Origin of the sequence: Blastomonas sp. RAC04 (genome assembly GCF_001713435.1) — a bacterium.
In the GTDB taxonomy this organism is placed as follows: domain Bacteria; phylum Pseudomonadota; class Alphaproteobacteria; order Sphingomonadales; family Sphingomonadaceae; genus Blastomonas; species Blastomonas fulva.
The window spans coordinates 3,937,259-3,953,049 of record NZ_CP016460.1; the positions used below are offsets into that span (position 1 = coordinate 3,937,259).

General features: G+C 66.4%; 15 protein-coding genes and 1 tRNA gene. 11 read left to right on the forward strand and 5 right to left on the reverse strand.

Annotation, left to right across the window (positions count from 1 at the left end):
• Window positions 1-30: 30 nt before the first annotated feature.
• The 8 genes from BSY18_RS19225 (at window position 31) to BSY18_RS19260 (ending at window position 9,331) form a co-directional block, all read left to right on the forward strand.
• Complete coding sequence (locus BSY18_RS19225; protein WP_069051591.1) at window positions 31-2,040, forward strand: alpha-glucosidase; 2,010 nt, start codon at window positions 31-33, stop codon at window positions 2,038-2,040.
• A complete protein-coding gene (locus BSY18_RS19230) occupies window positions 2,037-3,050 on the forward strand; it encodes a LacI family DNA-binding transcriptional regulator (RefSeq protein ID WP_054133537.1) in 1,014 nt (337 codons plus the stop codon). Before BSY18_RS19225 ends, BSY18_RS19230 begins: the two co-directional genes overlap by 4 nt.
• The gene (locus tag BSY18_RS19235; RefSeq protein WP_069051592.1) at window positions 3,047-3,961 is read left to right on the forward strand and encodes an aldo/keto reductase; all 915 of its coding nucleotides are present in this window, start codon (window positions 3,047-3,049) and stop codon (window positions 3,959-3,961) included. Before BSY18_RS19230 ends, BSY18_RS19235 begins: the two co-directional genes overlap by 4 nt.
• A gap of 107 nt (window positions 3,962-4,068) precedes the next feature.
• Window positions 4,069-5,157, forward strand: a complete 1,089-nt coding sequence (locus BSY18_RS19240; protein ID WP_054133535.1) for an LLM class flavin-dependent oxidoreductase — start codon at window positions 4,069-4,071, stop codon at window positions 5,155-5,157.
• Between the two features lie 11 nt (window positions 5,158-5,168).
• Window positions 5,169-6,659 (forward strand): glycerol-3-phosphate dehydrogenase, encoded by a 1,491-nt coding sequence (locus BSY18_RS19245; RefSeq protein WP_236823418.1) that lies wholly within the window; start codon window positions 5,169-5,171, stop codon window positions 6,657-6,659.
• Entirely contained in the window at window positions 6,656-7,234 is a 579-nt protein-coding gene (locus tag BSY18_RS19250) for an NADPH-dependent FMN reductase (RefSeq protein ID WP_054133533.1), read from the forward strand. The genes BSY18_RS19245 and BSY18_RS19250 overlap by 4 nt, the downstream gene beginning before the upstream one ends.
• Window positions 7,231-7,842: a 3,4-dihydroxy-2-butanone-4-phosphate synthase gene (locus tag BSY18_RS19255; RefSeq protein ID WP_069051594.1), complete on the forward strand. Its 612-nt coding sequence runs from the start codon at window positions 7,231-7,233 to the stop codon at window positions 7,840-7,842. Before BSY18_RS19250 ends, BSY18_RS19255 begins: the two co-directional genes overlap by 4 nt.
• 25 nt (window positions 7,843-7,867) lie before the next feature.
• On the forward strand, window positions 7,868-9,331 hold the full coding sequence (locus tag BSY18_RS19260; protein WP_069051595.1) for a glycerol kinase: 1,464 nt from the start codon (window positions 7,868-7,870) through the stop codon (window positions 9,329-9,331).
• Here BSY18_RS19260 and BSY18_RS19265 read toward each other — a convergent pair whose 3' ends face one another.
• Both BSY18_RS19265 and BSY18_RS19270 read right to left on the reverse strand, forming a co-directional pair.
• Window positions 9,332-10,537 (reverse strand): FAD-binding domain-containing protein, encoded by a 1,206-nt coding sequence (locus BSY18_RS19265; RefSeq protein WP_069051596.1) that lies wholly within the window; start codon window positions 10,535-10,537, stop codon window positions 9,332-9,334. It lies immediately after the preceding gene.
• On the reverse strand, window positions 10,534-10,926 hold the full coding sequence (locus BSY18_RS19270) for a thiol-disulfide oxidoreductase DCC family protein (protein ID WP_069052047.1): 393 nt from the start codon (window positions 10,924-10,926) through the stop codon (window positions 10,534-10,536). The genes BSY18_RS19265 and BSY18_RS19270 overlap by 4 nt, the downstream gene beginning before the upstream one ends.
• 74 nt (window positions 10,927-11,000) lie before the next feature.
• Between BSY18_RS19270 and BSY18_RS19275 the strand changes: the two genes are divergently transcribed.
• Window positions 11,001-12,668, forward strand: a complete 1,668-nt coding sequence (locus BSY18_RS19275) for a M28 family metallopeptidase (RefSeq protein WP_069051597.1) — start codon at window positions 11,001-11,003, stop codon at window positions 12,666-12,668.
• Between the two features lies 1 nt (window position 12,669).
• On the opposite strand, the gene BSY18_RS19280 is transcribed toward BSY18_RS19275, so the two are convergent.
• The 3 genes from BSY18_RS19280 to BSY18_RS19290 all read right to left on the reverse strand — a co-directional run bounded on the left by BSY18_RS19280 (window position 12,670) and on the right by BSY18_RS19290 (window position 13,988).
• Entirely contained in the window at window positions 12,670-13,302 is a 633-nt protein-coding gene (locus BSY18_RS19280; protein ID WP_069051598.1) for an NAD(P)H-binding protein, read from the reverse strand.
• Between the two features lie 176 nt (window positions 13,303-13,478).
• Window positions 13,479-13,554: transfer RNA gene (locus tag BSY18_RS19285), tRNA-Ala, on the reverse strand.
• 119 nt (window positions 13,555-13,673) lie between these two features.
• Window positions 13,674-13,988, reverse strand: coding sequence for an FYDLN acid domain-containing protein (locus tag BSY18_RS19290; protein WP_054133526.1), 315 nt, complete (start codon window positions 13,986-13,988; stop codon window positions 13,674-13,676).
• A gap of 187 nt (window positions 13,989-14,175) precedes the next feature.
• Between BSY18_RS19290 and aroA the strand changes: the two genes are divergently transcribed.
• On the forward strand, window positions 14,176-15,519 hold the full coding sequence (aroA, locus tag BSY18_RS19295) for a 3-phosphoshikimate 1-carboxyvinyltransferase (RefSeq protein ID WP_069051599.1): 1,344 nt from the start codon (window positions 14,176-14,178) through the stop codon (window positions 15,517-15,519).
• Window positions 15,516-15,791 (forward strand): CBU_0592 family membrane protein, encoded by a 276-nt coding sequence (locus tag BSY18_RS19300; RefSeq protein WP_069051600.1) that lies wholly within the window; start codon window positions 15,516-15,518, stop codon window positions 15,789-15,791. The genes aroA and BSY18_RS19300 overlap by 4 nt, the downstream gene beginning before the upstream one ends.

A 15,791-nucleotide genomic window follows, 5' to 3' on the forward strand; every position in this document is an offset into this window, starting at 1 on the left:
CAGTCCCGGCTGCGGGGTGAGGATAATAGCTTGAAACTGCGGCTGGACGCCGGAAATGACGGGTTCGATCTCCGCTTCGGGGATCATGTGGTGTTGCGTCACCGCCAATCCTGTCCTGCGGTGGTCATGGCGCGGGGCAACCCCGATATCCTGATGATTCGCGGCAATTTCCGCATTTCCGATTCTCCTGAAGGTGCCATTGCACCTGCGGGTTGGCGCACCTGCTATCAGGGCGTCGAACTGCTCGACGGCGATGTGCCCGTTGTGCGGATCGAGCTGGCCGGGAGCATGCTCAAGCTGCGCGCGCTGATCCAGGGCTATGACCGGCTGCGCGTCAATTTTCACGCCGAGCCCGGCGAGACCGTCTGGGGCGGCGGCGAGCAGATGAGCTATCTGGCGCTGAACGGCCGCGCCTTCCCGATCTGGACCAGCGAGCCCGGTGTCGGCCGCGACAAGTCGACCGAGCTCACGCGCATCATGGACGCCGACGGCATGGCGGGCGGCGATTACTGGAACACCAATTATCCGCAGCCGACCTTCCTCACCTCGCGCTGGCTGGCGGTGCATCTCGATGCCAGCTGCTACAGCGTGCTCGATTTCACCCATCCTGCAATCCATGCGGTCGATGTGTGGAGCGGCGCGGCGACGTTCGAGATTTTCGCCGACACCGGCCCGACAGGCCTGGTCGCGCAGCTTTCCACGCGCTTCGGGCGGCAGCCGCAATTGCCCGACTGGGCGATCGGCGGCGCGATCGTCGGGCTGAAGTCTGGCGCGTCGAGCTTCGAGAGGCTCGAGCGGTTCATCGAGGCTGGCGCTGCGGTTTCCGCTGTGTGGTGCGAGGACTGGGCAGGGGTCCGCGAAACGACCTTCGGACGCCGCCTGTTCTGGGACTGGCACAGCGGCGCGCGCAGCGAAGAGCGTTATCCCGATCTCAAGGCGCGCATCGCTGATCTCCATGCACGCGGCATCCGCTTCATGGCTTATGCAAACCCCTACATCGCGGTCGATGGCGATCTCTACGAGGAGGGCCGCGCGGGCGGCCATTTCTGCCTGCAGCGCGAAAGCGATGACGTCCACCTTGTCGATTTCGGCGAGTTCGATTGCGGCGTTGTCGATTTCACCAGCGAGCAGACGCGCGCCTGGTTCGCCGAACGCGTGCTGGGCCGCGAGATGCTCGATATCGGGATCGATGGCTGGATGGCCGATTTCGGTGAGTATCTGCCCACCGACCTCAGGCTTGCCGACGGTTCCGACCCGATGGAAGCGCACAATCTGTGGCCGGTGTTGTGGGCCGAGGTCAACGCGCGTGCGGTCGAAAGCCGGGGACGCACCGGCGATGCGGTGTTCTTCATGCGCGCAGGCTTTTCGGGCGTGCAGGCACACTGCCCGTTGCTCTGGGCGGGTGACCAGTCAGTCGATTTCACCCGGCATGACGGCATCGGCACGGTGATCACCGGCGCGCTGTCCGCAGGGCTGGTGGGCAACGCCTACAGCCATTCGGACTGCGGCGGCTACACCTCGCTGCACGGCAATGTGCGCAGCGAAGAGCTGATGCAGCGCTGGTGCGAACTTTCGGCCTTCGCGCCGGTGATGCGCAGCCACGAGGGCAACCGCCCCGACGACAATCTGCAATATGACAGCAATGCCGAATTGCTCGCCTGCTTTGCGCGCTGGAGCCAGGTGCACGCGCACCTTGCTCCTTATGTCCGCCAGCTGTGCGCCGAGGCCAGCGAGGCCGGGCTCCCTGCACAGCGGCCCTTGTTCCTGCATTACCCCAATGATGCTGCACTCTTTACGGTGCAGGATCAGTTTCTCTACGGTGCCGACCTGCTGGTGGCACCAGTGATCGAGCAGGGGGCGTTGCAGCGCCAGGTCATCCTTCCGGGCGAACGGCCCTGGCGGCATGTCTGGACGGGCGAGGACTTCGCCCCCGGGGTTCACGACATCCCTGCTCCGATCGGTCAGCCACCGGTGTTTTACCGCCCGGACAGCGACTTTGCCGCGCTGTTCGCGGGGCTGAAAGGGGTGCTGGAGGAATGAGCGAGCGAGCCAACATCAAGGACGTGGCGGCGCGGGCAGGGGTTGCGGTCAAGACCGTCAGCCGGGTGCTCAACGGCCACCCCTATGTCAGCACCGAGACCCGCACCCGGGTCGAGGACGCGATGCGCGCGCTCGATTTCCGCCCCAGCGTCGCCGCTCGCATATTGTCGGGCGGCAAGTCGAACCAGATCGCGCTGATCTACGACAACCACAGCCCCTATTACATGTTCCAGATCCAGACCGGCTGCTGGGACTTCTGCCGCGCCAACCATATCCGGCTGCTCGCCCAGCCGGTCGATGTCGCCGATCCCGATGTCGGCGAGCAGGTGCGGGGCCTCGTCACCGAAACGCATGTCGATGGCATCATCCTGTCGTCGCCGGTGACCGATTGCGACCCGGTGCTGCGCGCGCTCGAGGCGCTCGATGTGCCCTTCGTGCGGATTTCGCCCGGCACCAATCACGCGCTGACGAGTTCGGTGTTCATGGACGATGCCCAGGCCGCCGATGACATGACCACCCATCTGATCAACGCCGGGCACCGCCGCATCGGCTTCATCAAGGGCCACCACAATCACATGGCCTCCGACGACCGGCTTTTCGGCTATCGCCGCGCACTCGACCGGGCGGGGTTGCCGTACGATCCGGTGCTGGTGTGCGATGGCGAGTTCGATTTCGATTCGGGCGTACGCGGCGGGCGGATGCTGCTCGATCTACCGCAGCGGCCCAGCGCGATCTTCGCCTCGAACGACGACATGGCCGCGGGCGTGCTTGCCGTCGCGCATGATCGCGGAATGGTCGTGCCCGCGCAGCTTTCGGTTGCGGGCTTCGACGATACCACGCTGGCGCGCACCGTCTGGCCGCCGCTCACCACCATCCATCAGCCGATGATCGAGCTGGCGCGCACCGCCACCGAGATCCTGATTGCCGGCGGCGATATCTCGCATCGCCGCCTTCCCCACACCCTAATCGAACGCGCCTCGGTTGCGCCCCCTGACAGGACTTTTTCATGAGTGAATTGCCAATGCCTCCTGCCTTCCGTCCGCTTGGGCGCAGCGATATCGCGGTGTCCCCGATTGCGTGGGGCATGTGGCGGCTTGCCGACAATGGCCGCAGCGTTGCCGAGGCTACGACGCTGGTGCACGCCGCGCTCGACGCCGGTATCAATTTCCTCGACACCGCCGACATTTATGGCTTCAACGGCTCGGGCGGTTTCGGCGATGCCGAGGCGCTGCTGGGCGAGGTGATCGCAGCGGAGCCCGGCCTGCGCGACCGCATGGTGCTCGCCACCAAGGGCGGCATCCTGCCGCCGCTGCCATACGACCAGAGCGGCGACTATCTGCGCAAGGCGATCGACGATTCGCTGCGCCGCCTCAAGGTTGACATGGTCGATCTGTGGCAGATCCACCGTCCCGACATCCTCGCGCACCCGCAGGAAACCGCGCGCGTGCTCGATGACGCGGTCTCGTCGGGCAAGATCCGCACCATCGGCGTGTCGAACTTCACCGTCCACCAGATCGCCGCGCTCGATCATTTCCTCGCCGAAAAGCTGGTCACCACCCAGCCCGAGATCAGCCCGCTGCGGATCGATTGCTTCGAGAATGGCGAACTCGACCAGGCGATGATGCTCGGCCTCACCCCGATGGCATGGTCGCCGCTGGGTGGTGGCCGTCTTGCCTCGCCTGAAACCCCACAGGATATCGCGGTTGCAGCAGCGCTCGATGCGGTGGCCGGGGCGCAGGGCGTCTCGCGCACCGTCGCGGCTTATTCCTGGCTGATGGCGCATCCGGCGGGGATCGTCCCGATCATCGGGTCGCAGCAGCCGGGCCGCATCGCCGAGGGCGCACAGGCGCTCAAGGTGCGCTGGACGCGGCAGGACTGGTACGCGGTGCTCGTCGCCGCGCGCGGTGTCCCGCTGCCCTGAGGCGCGCACCGATCGGCCGCGTGCGCGCCTGCGCCGTGGCAGCATGAATATCGCGACGACGGGCTGGCCCCGTCGACAGAACACAAGTTTCTGCAAGGAGAGTCATCATGACTGAACAGAATTGCGAGATTTCCTGGTTTTCGGCGCTGTGCGACGATGACTATGAATTCCTCGGCGTGCCCGACCCGTATCTCAAATCAAGCTGGGAGCACTGCCGCAACATCGTGCTGCGCGCTGAAGAGGGCGGGTTCGACAACATCCTGCTGCCATCGGGCTATGCATTGGGGCTGGACACCACGGCGTTTGCCGCAGCTGTCGCCACCCAGGTCCGCCGCATCAAATTGCTCTGGGCGACGCGGATGGGCGAGGACTGGCCGCCGCAGTTGGCGCGTCGCATCGCGACCCTGGACCGCATCCTCGGCCCCAATGCCGCAGGCACTGGCGGACGGCTCAACGTCAACATCATTTCGTCCGATATGCCCGGCGAGAAGATCGAGTCCGGTCCGCGCTATGCCCGCGCGACCGAGATCATGAAGATCGTCAAGACGCTGCTCAACGGCGAGCATCTCGATTTCCAGGGCGAGTTCTACCAGCTCGAGCTCGATCCCCCGCGGATCGGCACGATCTCGGGCAAGTGCCCCGCCTTCTATTTCGGCGGCCTCAGCCATGATGCGCGCGAGTGCGCTGCGGAAGCATCGGACGTCTATCTGATGTGGCCCGACACGATGGACAAGGTCCGCGAAAACATCGCAGATCTCACCGCGCGCGCCGCGCGTTATGGCCGCACGCTCAAGTTCGGCTATCGCGCGCATGTCATAGTCCGCGAGACCGAGGACGAGGCGCGCGCTTATGCCGACCGGCTGCTGTCCAAGCTCGACGACGAGGCGGGCAGGGCGATCCGCGAACAGTCGCTCGATGCCAAGAACTTCGGCGTCCAGCGTCAGCAGGAGCTGCGCGGCGCGGCCGATGGCGATGGTTTCGTCGAGGAGAACCTGTGGACCGGGATCGGCCGGGCGCGCTCTGGCTGCGGGGCGGCGATCGTCGGCACCCCTGATCAGGTGCTCGCCAAGCTGCGCGCCTATCAGGCCGAGGGCATCGAGGCGTTCATCCTCTCGGGCTATCCGCACATGCAGGAAGCCGATATGTTCGCGCGTTACGTGCTGCCGCATATCCAGCATGGCCCGCTGAACATCTGATGGAGCAAGGCTTGCCCGGCGAACCTGCGATCTTCGACGTCGCCGTCATCGGGGGTGGCGTCAACGGCACCGGCATCGCGCGCGATGCCGCCGGGCGCGGCGCGAAGGTGCTGCTGCTCGAGGCGCAGGATCTTGCCAGCGGCACCTCGTCCAACTCGAGCAAGCTGATCCACGGGGGCTTGCGCTATCTCGAGCATTACGAGTTCGCGCTGGTGCGCGAGGCGCTGGGTGAGCGCGAAAAGCTCTGGAAAATCGCGCCGCACATCATCTGGCCGATGCGCTTCGTGCTGCCCTGGGTGAAGGGTCTGCGTCCGCGCTGGCTGCTCAGGCTCGGGCTGTTCCTCTATGACCATCTGGGGATGCGCAAGCTGCTGCTTGCCACCGAGACGATCCGGCTCGACCGGCATCCGGCGGGAGCACCGCTCAAGCCTGAATTCAAGCACGGCTTCGTCTATTCGGACGGCTGGGTCGATGATGCCCGGCTGGTGGTGTTGAACGCGCGCGACGCGGCGGATCATGGCGCCGAGGTGCACACCCGCTGCCCGGTGAACAAGCTCGAGCGCGAAGGCGCCCTGTGGCGCGTCGAGACGGCGAAGGGCAGCTTCACCGCACGCTCGGTGATCAATGCCGCCGGGCCTTCGGTGCTCGGCATCCTGGGCCGGAGTGGCGAGACGCCCAAACAGTCGATCCGCCTGGTGCGCGGGTCGCACATCGTGGTGCCCAGGCTGTTCGATCACCCGTTCCCCTATTTCTTCCAGCTGCCCGATGGCCGCATCTTCTTTGCGATCCCCTATGAGCAGGACTTCACGCTGATCGGCACCACCGACCGCGATCACACACCCGGCGAACCTATCGTCGCCAGCGACGAGGAAATCGCCTATCTGTGCGAGGGCGCGAGCCGGTTCTTCGCCAAGCCCGTGACGCCATCGCAGGTCGTGTGGAGCTATTCGGGTGTGCGGCCTTTGGTCGACGACGGATCGGGCAAGCCCGAAGCCGCGACGCGAGGCTATCGCTTCGACGTCAGCGAGCCCCAGGAAGGCGCGCCGATCCTCTCGGTGTTCGGCGGCAAGATCACCACTTTCCGCACGCTGGCGCAGGAGGCGGTCGACCGCATGGCCGAGCGTATCCCGGCGCTTGCAGGTGCGCACTGGACCGACACGAGGCCGCTGCCTGGCGGCGATTTCGGGGTGGACGATGTCAACCGGCAGATCACCAATCTGCGCGCGCGCTACCCGTTCCTGGAAGCAAAATGGGCCGACCGCCTGATCCGCTCTTATGGAACGCTGGCCACCACGGTGCTGGGCGATGCGACCAGCCTGGCAGACTGTGGCGAGCATTTCGGCTACGGCCTCACGACACGCGAAGTGCGCTATCTGATCGCCAACGAATGGGCGCGCGAGGCCGATGACGTGCTGTGGCGGCGCACAAAGCTGGGCCTGCGCCTCTCAGCAACCGAGCAGGACAATCTGCGCAGCTTCTTCACCAAGGAAACCATGTCATGACACCGCGTATCGTCGCCATCGGCGGCACCGTCTCCGCCGGCAGCACCACCGAGCTCACGCTGCGCACCGCGATGGCGAGCGCGGCGGCGCACGGCGCCGAAGTGCAGCTTTTCGACGGAGCCTATCTCGCCGCGCTGCCGCATTACCGCAGCTCCGCGCACGCGGGCGCGGAGGGCAGTGAACTGGTCGAGGCCGTCCGCCACGCCGATGGCCTGCTACTCGCAGCGCCCGGCTATCACGGCACGATCTCCGGACTGGTCAAGAATGCGCTCGATTATCTCGAGGACCTGTCCAAGGACAGCCGGCCCTATCTCGATGGCCGCGCGGTCGGGCTGATCGCGACCGCTTATGGCGACCAGGCGACGATGAGTACGATGCAGACGCTGCGCAGCATCGTCCACGCGCTGCGCGGCTGGCCGACCCCGATGGGGGCGACGATCCGCACCTTTCCCGGGCTGTTCTCGGTCGATGGCGAATGCCTTGACGACCGCGCGCGGCTGCAGCTCGAGCTGGTCGGCCAGCAGGTGGTACACGGTGCGATGAGCCTCTCGGCGATGGCAAAGGCTGGCGCATGAGCGGGGTGCAACCTGCGCTGGACGCGCTGGCCCGGGGCGAGGTGATCATTGTCACCGGCGATCGCTTCCGCCGCGGCGACATGGATTTCTGCGTCGCAGCCCATCACGCCAGCGCCGATGCGATCAACTTCCTCGCCACCCATGGCCGCGGCCTGATCTGCCTCGCGATGCGGCAGGACCGCGCCGAGCAACTGGGGATCAGCCTGATGAACCCCAGCACCGAGCGCCAGTCGGGCAGGCCGCTGGGCCGGTCGATCGAGGCCGCAGAAGGCGTCACCACCGGCATCTCCGCTGCCGACCGCGCGCAGACCGTCAAGGTCGCGATCCAGCCTGATGCGACCTCCGAACACATCGTCTCGCCCGGGCATGTCTTTCCGCTGATCACCGCGCCGGGCGGGGTGCGGGAACGCGCCGCAGCCGCTGAAGCCGCGGTCGATCTGTGCCAGCGCGCTGGTGTCGGCGATGCGGCGGTGATCTGCGCGATCATGCGCGACGATGGCGAAATGGCCCGGCCTGCCGACATTGCCGATCTGGTGGCGCGGTTCGGCCTTGCGGTCGCCGACATTGACGATCTGCTGGAAATCGCGGAACCGGGCGCGCAACGATAAAACAACCGGGGATGGGGCCTGAAGCATGACTGACAACCGTTTCCTGCTGGTGCTCGACGAAGGCACCACGTCGACGCGCGCGATCCTGTATTCGCTGACCGGTGACATGATCGCGACGTCGCAGCAGGACATCACCCAGCATTATCCCGCGCCGGGCCTGGTCGAGCACGACGCTGCCGAGATTTGGGACAAGACGCTGCAGTGCGCGCGGGCGATGGTCGAGCGGGCAGGGGGTGCAGAAACGATCGAGGCGATCGGCGTCACCAACCAGCGCGAGACCGTGGTGGCGTGGGACCGCAGCACCGGCAAGCCCTTGTGCCGCGCGATCGTCTGGCAGGACCGCCGCACCGAAGCGCAGTGTCGCAGCTTGCGCGATGCGGGGCACGAGCCTGCGATCCAGACCGCCACCGGGTTGCTGCTCGACCCGTATTTCTCGGCCACCAAGATGGCGTGGGTGCTCAAGAACGTCGAAGGCGCCGCGACTTTGGGCGACCGGCTGGCGTTTGGCACGGTCGAAAGCTGGCTGGTGTGGAACCTCACCGGCGGGCTGCACATTACCGATGTCTCCAATGCCAGCCGCACCTCGCTGTTCCCGCTGACCGCCAGCTCCTGGGACGAGGGACTGTGCGACCTGTTCGGCGTCCCGGGCGCCGCACTGCCCGAGATCGTGCCGAGTGCCGGCGTATTCGGGACGACGAAACCTGAACTGCTGGGAGCGGCGATCCCGATCACCGGGCTTGCCGGCGACCAGCAGGCCGCGACCATCGGCCAGGGCTGCTTCGCGCACGGCCAGACCAAGGCGACCTTGGGCACTGGCGCGTTCGTGCTCGCCAACATGGGCCAGACCCCGCCGAAGTCCGAGCACCGGCTGCTCGGCACGGTGCTGTGCGAAGTCGGTGGCACGCGGACGTTTGCACTCGAGGGATCGGTTTTCGTCGCCGGAAGCCTGGTCAAATGGCTGCGCGACAGCATCGGCATGCTGGGCAATGCTGCCGAAAGCGAGGCGCTGGCCCGGTCGGTGCCCGATAGCGGCGGCGTGGTCGTGGTTCCTGCGCTGTCAGGCCTCGGAGCGCCCTACTGGCTGCCCGATGCGCGTGGCAGCATCACCGGACTGTCGTTCGCGACCACGCGCGCGCACATCATCCGCGCTTCGCTCGAATCGGTCGCCAATGTGTTCCACGATCTGGCGCGCGCCTTTGCTGCCGATGGCGCGGGCTGGTCGGTGCTGCGGCTGGATGGCGGCATGAGCGCCAACGACTGGCTGGCGCAGGATATCGCCGATGTGCTGGCAATCCCGTGCGAGCGCCCCGCCGATGTCGAGACAACCGCGCGTGGTGCCGCGATCCTCGCGGCGGTGGGCGCAGGGCATTATGCTTCGCTCGAGGATGCCAAGGTCATGGTTTCGAGCACCCAGGTGTTCGAACCCCAGATGGAGGCGCAAGCGCGCGATACCCGGCTCAAGCATTGGAAAACCGCGCTGGGGATCTGACTAGCGGCCGGGCATCCCGATCTCGGCCAGCAGCCGCGGCATCTGCTGCTTGAATGGGAAGAACCCTTTCCTGGCGTGCGGCCAGAAGATGTCGTCCCATTCGCGGCGGACCTGCACCAGCGGAATGCCTTTGGCGGCGAGCACTGGTGCTGCCTGCGTGAGCGCGTCGGCGACCGGCCCCACCGGCGCAAAGGCCGTGACGACCTGTTGCGCGCCCGAGCCATGTGCCGCTCCGATCAGCGTGGCGGCATCCAGCCGGGCGGCCGGATTGGCGCTGCACCCGAAATGGTCGGTTACCCGCATGCCCGCATCGGCGGATGCAGCGCGCACGAATTCGCGCGCGCCATCGCCCCACAACAGGCTGGCATCGTTGACGATCAGCGCAGCACGCCAGTCGGCATCGCGCGGCAAGGCCGATTCCGGGTGCATATCCTCCGGCGTCACCAGCAGCAGCGCAGGCGTGCGCGGGTTGAGGGGCGCCAGCTGCGGCATCGGCTGCGCGGGCTCCATAGCAGCCTCGCTCAGCGGTTCAGCCTGCTCTGCCAGCCCCTTGGGTGCAAAGCGGCCGTTGGTGTAGCGCGCGATATTGTCGGCGGTGGCAAGATAGGTCTTGCCCGCTGTCTGCAGCCCCGCGACCCAGCGCCACGACAGGGTGTTGCTCGCCGCATCCGCATCGATCAGATGCCGCAGGAAGAAGTCCGCGCCCAGCGCCCAGGGCAGCCTCAGCGTGAAAATCCAGATCGAGGCGAACCACATCCGCGCATGGTTGTGCAGATATCCGGTGGCGACGAGCTCTCGCGCCCAGTCGTCGAAACCCTCGATGCCGGTGCGTCCCGCTTCGGCGTCCGCGATCGCGCGGGTGTCACGGAATGCCTCGCGCTGCCGGTCGCGCTCGGCCACAAACCTAGCCCACACCTGCGGCCGCATCTCGAGCCAGCCCTTCCAGTAGGTGCGCCAAAGCACCTCCTGCACGTATTTCTCGCAAGCGTGCAGCGAATGCTCCGCCAGCACTGCGCTTGCGGTCTCCTGCTCGATCAGCAACCGGTAGCGCAGATAGGGCGACAGCCGGGAGACCGCCGCAGGGGCGTCCGGGCCGGGGTCGGTGTTGCGACCCATCGCATAATCGGCCCCGGCGTGCGGCACGAAGGCAGCCAGCCGGTCGAGCCCGGCGGTGCGGGTCGGCGGGAACAGCGGTGGCTCTCTCATCGCCTGGCGAGCAGCCTTTGCAGCCGTGGCCGCACCACCAGAAACCGCAGATACAGCCATTCGAGCCCCTTGAGGATCACCGGATTGCGCGCAGCCACTCCCAGCGGTTTGAGCACCGGGATCGCGCGCCACATCGCGGCAAACGCCGCTGCGCCAGATAGCAGCACGCCGTTTTCGCGCGCGTGGAACCGGGCGAGCAGTTCGCGCTGATCGATCGGGCAGACGGCCTCGGGCGATGCCACATCGACAAAGGCAATTGCCCCGCGCCGGTCCAGCCGCCGCATCAGCGCGATCTCGCGCAGGCACAGGGGGCAGGCGCCATCGAACCACACGGTCACCGCCGCTGCATCGGCGTCGCTCGGGATCGGATGGGCAAGGGGTGCGGTCATCCCAAGCATATAGGGCGGACATCTCGACATGCCATAGCCTTGCCCTGATCCCAAGCTGCCCTATAACCCGCAGCATGTTGACCCGTACCCTTGTTCTCGCCGCAGCTTTGTGCGCCGTCCCCTTCACCAGCGTCCTTGCGCAGCCGGCGATGACGGTCGATCCCGACCGGCTGACCGAGACTGTGCGCACGCTCGCCTCCGATGTGTTCGAGGGCCGCGCGCCCGGAACGCGCGGAGAGGAGCGGACGCTCGGCTATCTGATCGCGCGGTTCGAGGCGCTGGGGCTCGAGCCTGCAGGGACCGATGGCGGTTGGCTGCAAAAGGTGCCATTGCTCCACACCCGGCTGGGCACGCCTGAAAGGCTCGGCTTTGCGAGCCCCAAGGGCGCGATCGATCCGGTGCTGGCGCAGGACATCTATCTCTCCACCATCCGCCCGGACGATGCCGCGCGCATCGCCGACGCGCCTGTCGTGTTCGTCGGCTATGGCGTGAAGGCGCCCGAGCGCGGCTGGGACGATTTCAAGGGTGCCGATCTCAAGGGCAAGGTCGCGGTGTTCCTGATCAACGATCCCGATTTCGCCGCCAAGCCTGGCGAGCCTGCCGCAGGCAAGTTCGGCGACCGGACGATGACCTATTATGGCCGCTGGACCTACAAGTTCGAGGAAGCCGCGCGCCAGGGCGCGGTTGCCGCGCTGATCGTCCACAATGCTGCAGGTGTCGGCTATGGCTGGAACGTCGTGATCAGCCCGGGCGGCGAGAATTACGACATCGTCCGCCCGGCCGAGCAACTGACCAGCCTGAAGCTGCAGGGCTGGCTGTCGGCGGAGATGTCGGCAAGGCTGTTTGCGGCTGCGGGGCTGGATCTGGCGAAGCTCGAAGTCGCCGCGCGCGCGCCGGGCTTTCGTCCGGTCGAGCTTAAGGGCGTGACCCTGGGCGCGGATATTCCGGTGACTCCGGAGGTCGTCGACAGCCACAACGTGCTGGCCAGGATCCCCGGCACCACGCGACCCGACGAGATCGTGATGTATGGCGCGCACTGGGATGCCTATGGCGCGGGCAAGCCCGATGCTGAAGGTCGCATCTATCGCGCCGGGGCCAATGACGATGCGCTGGGCATCGCCGGCATGTTCGAGATTGCGCGCGCGATGAAGGCCGGACCCGCCCCGCAGCGCAGCGTCGTCTTCGGCGCGTGGACGGCGGAAGAGCGCGGGCTGCTGGGCTCCGAATATTATGCCGCCAATCCGCTGTTCCCGATGGACAAGACCGTCGCCAATCTGGGGCTCGACATCCTGCAGACCGCAGGCGCTGCGAGCGATGTCGTGCTCGTCGGGCGGGGACAGAACACGCTGGAGGACGACATGGCGCGGGTTGCCGCGACCCAGGGCCGCACCGTGACGCCCGAGAGCCTTCCCGAGCGCGGGCTGTTCTATCGCGCCGACCATTTCTCGTTCGCCAAGCGCGGCGTCCCGGTGATGCTGCTGATGGGGATTGCGGGCGCGGCGAACCTCAAGCAGGGCGGGGCGGCCGCGGGGCAGGCGTGGATCGATGCCTATACCGGCCAGTGCTATCACCAGGCGTGCGATGCCTGGGGGCCTGACTGGAACCTCGACGGCGCGGTGCAGGATATCGAGCTGATCGGCGTGATCGGTGCGGAGCTCGCCAACTCCAGCCGCTGGCCGCAATGGAAGGCAGGGTCCGAATTCAAGGCCATCCGCGACAAGGCGGGCGTGCCCAAGCAGTAAGTCAGGCGAGGCGGTCTGCGGAGATGACGTGGCGCCCCGGTGGTGCGGCCACCGCTGCCTCGATCAGCGCGCTGGCGATATTCTCGGCCGGGCTGATCCGCCAGCCACGCGGGAGCACCGGGCCGAACACGCGCAGGATCGCCTCGGACACGCGCTCTGCTGGCCGGAACTCGTCGCGGTCTCCGCCGATCAGGCCGGGGCGCACGATCGTGTAGCTGGGAAAATCGAGCGCGGCGATGCTGGCCTCGACCTCGCCCTTGGTGCGGTTGTACAGCAGCCGCGAGCCTGCATCCGCGCCGATCGCGGACACCAGCGCAAAGGCTTGTGCGCCTTGTGCTCGCGCGGCCTGTGCGACGGCCAGCGGATAGTCATGATCGACTCGGAAGAATGCCGCATCCGACCCCGCCTTGGCCCGCGTGGTCCCGAGCGCGCAGATCACCGCGTCGCAGCGCCACCAGTCGGCATCCTGCGGCAGCGCATCGTAATCGACGATGGGGTTGGTGAGCCTGGGGTTGGGCGGCAATGCACTGCGGGTAGGAGCAATGACATGGCCAATGCGCTGATCGTCCAGCGCTTTGGCAAGGACGATGCGGCCCACGAGCCCGGTGGCGCCTGCGATGAGGAGGGTGGTCATGTGGATATCCAATCAGCAAAACGGGCAGCGTGGCAAGCGCTACCGGTAATAGCAGGCAGCCATGGCCGCTACCCGCTGCGGCCCTACGGGATGGGCCCGATCGTCGGGGTGCCGCCGGATACCGCAAAGCCCCAGCGGGTCGGACGCTGGGGTTGGCATGATATCGACAAGGAAAATGGTGGAGCCTAGCGGGATCGAACCGCTGACCTCTACACTGCCAGTGTAGCGCTCTCCCAGCTGAGCTAAGGCCCCATATGCGCCGGGGAAAAGTCACTCCGGCGCTGAGAAGGACAGCCCTTTAGTCGAGCCGTCCGGTGGTGGCAAGGGGCAAAACGCTGCCCCCGCCACCTAAAGTTCGCGAACCGGAAATCTCAGCTTTCTTCGTCCTTGTCGTCGGCTGCTGCGACGCCCAGATCGTCATCGCCGCCCAGGTCGACATCGTTGTCCGGCGAATCGCCGTCCTCGTCGATGTCCAGATCCTCATCGGCGAGATCCACGTCCTCCTTCTCGATGACCTTCTTCTTTTCTTCCTCGAAGGGCAGCGGCTGCTTGGACTTGAGCACGGGCTCGGGGGTCCAGCTGTTTCCGCAGTTGATGCAGGATACCGGGTCGTCCTTACCAAGGTCATAAAAGCGGGTGCCGCATTTCGGGCAGCTGTGCTTGGCGCCCCATTCAGGCTTGATCATGAATAATGCCTCAGGTTCAATAACATCATAGATGTAAGGAGAAGGTTGCATATTTCCAGCCTGCAGCGCGGGTGCGCCGCAACAGGAAAATCGGCGTGCGCCTTGCCATAGCTTTATGCCGCTGTCAAAAGCTGCGTCGCAATTCACCTCTGGCAGCCCCATGCCCAACCGGAATTTGTTTCATCCCATGGCCCATTCAGCAGACCAGGCACCGGTCCCGCGCCGTTTCGCGCGATCCGGGCCGCTCACCGGCACCATTCGCGTGCCCGGCGACAAGTCGATCTCCCATCGCGCGCTGATGCTGTCGGCGCTGTGCGTCGGCCAGAGCCGGATCTCGGGACTGCTCGAGGGAGAGGACGTGCTTGCCACGGCGGCTGCAATGCGCGCGATGGGCGCGCAGATCGAGCGCGGCGCAGATGGCATCTGGACGGTGCACGGCGTGGGCGTGGGCGGGTTGATGCAACCGGCCCAGGCGCTCGACATGGGCAACAGTGGCACCTCGACGCGGCTGCTGATGGGGCTGGTCGCGAGCCACCCGATCACCGCGATGTTCACCGGCGATGCATCGTTGAGCCGCCGTCCGATGGCGCGGGTCACCGATCCGCTGGGCGAGATGGGGGCGGAATTCAACGCGAGCCCCGGCGGCACGCTGCCGCTGATGGTGCGCGGGATCAGCCCTGCGGTGCCGATCAGCTACCGGCTGCCCGTCGCCTCGGCACAGGTGAAGTCCGCGATCCTGCTCGCCGCGCTCAACACGCCGGGCACCACGACGGTGATCGAGCCGGTGGCGACGCGCGATCACAGCGAAAAGATGCTCAAGGGGTTCGGCGCAGACCTGATTGTGGAAACCGATGCCGATGGCGTGCGGCATATCCATGTCACCGGCCCATGCGACCTGACCGCGCAGGACATCGAGGTGCCGGGCGATCCCTCGTCCGCCGCGTTCTTCATCGTCGCAGCATTGATCGTGCCGGGGTCGGACCTGACAATCGAGAATGTCGGCATGAACGTCACCCGCACCGGGATCATCACCGTGCTCGAGCAGATGGGCGGCCAGATCGAGCGGTTGAACGCACGCACCGTCGGCGGCGAGCCGGTCGCGGACCTGCGCGTGCGGGCGAGCGCTCTCAGCGGGATCACCGTCGATCCTGCGATCGTGCCCAGCATGGTCGACGAGTTTCCGGTGTTCTTCATCGCCGCCGCCATGGCCAGCGGCACCACGGTCACCAGTGGCCTCGACGAACTGCGGGTCAAGGAATCGGACCGGCTCGCCACCATGGCGCGCGGTCTGGAAGCCATCGGCGTTGCGGTGGAGGAACGCGAAGACGGGCTGATCATCACCGGCAGCGGCGGCGCATCCTTGCGCGGCGGCGGCCCGGTGGCGACCCTGCTCGACCACCGCATCGCGATGAGCTTTGCCGTGGCGGGGCTGGTCAGCGAGCAAGGCGTGGACGTGGATGACACTGCGCCGATCGCCACCAGCTTCCCCGATTTTCTGAACCTGCTCAGCCGCAGCACGGGCGCGGCATGAGCCCACTGGTGGCCGATATCCTCGGCGTGATGGGCAGCGTGCTGTTCATCGGCGCCTTTGCTTATGCCAACAAGGTCGAGAAGATCGACAAGTTGCTGTTCAACGCCGTCAATCTGGCAGGCGCGATCCTGTTGCTGACGTCGCTGTCGGTGCATTTCAATCTGGCAGCGACGATTCTCGAAACCGCATGGGCCGGGATCGCGCTGGTCGGCCTTATCAAGGCGATCAGGGATCGGCGGGCAGGGGTGGACCGGGAGGGGACCAAGGGATGA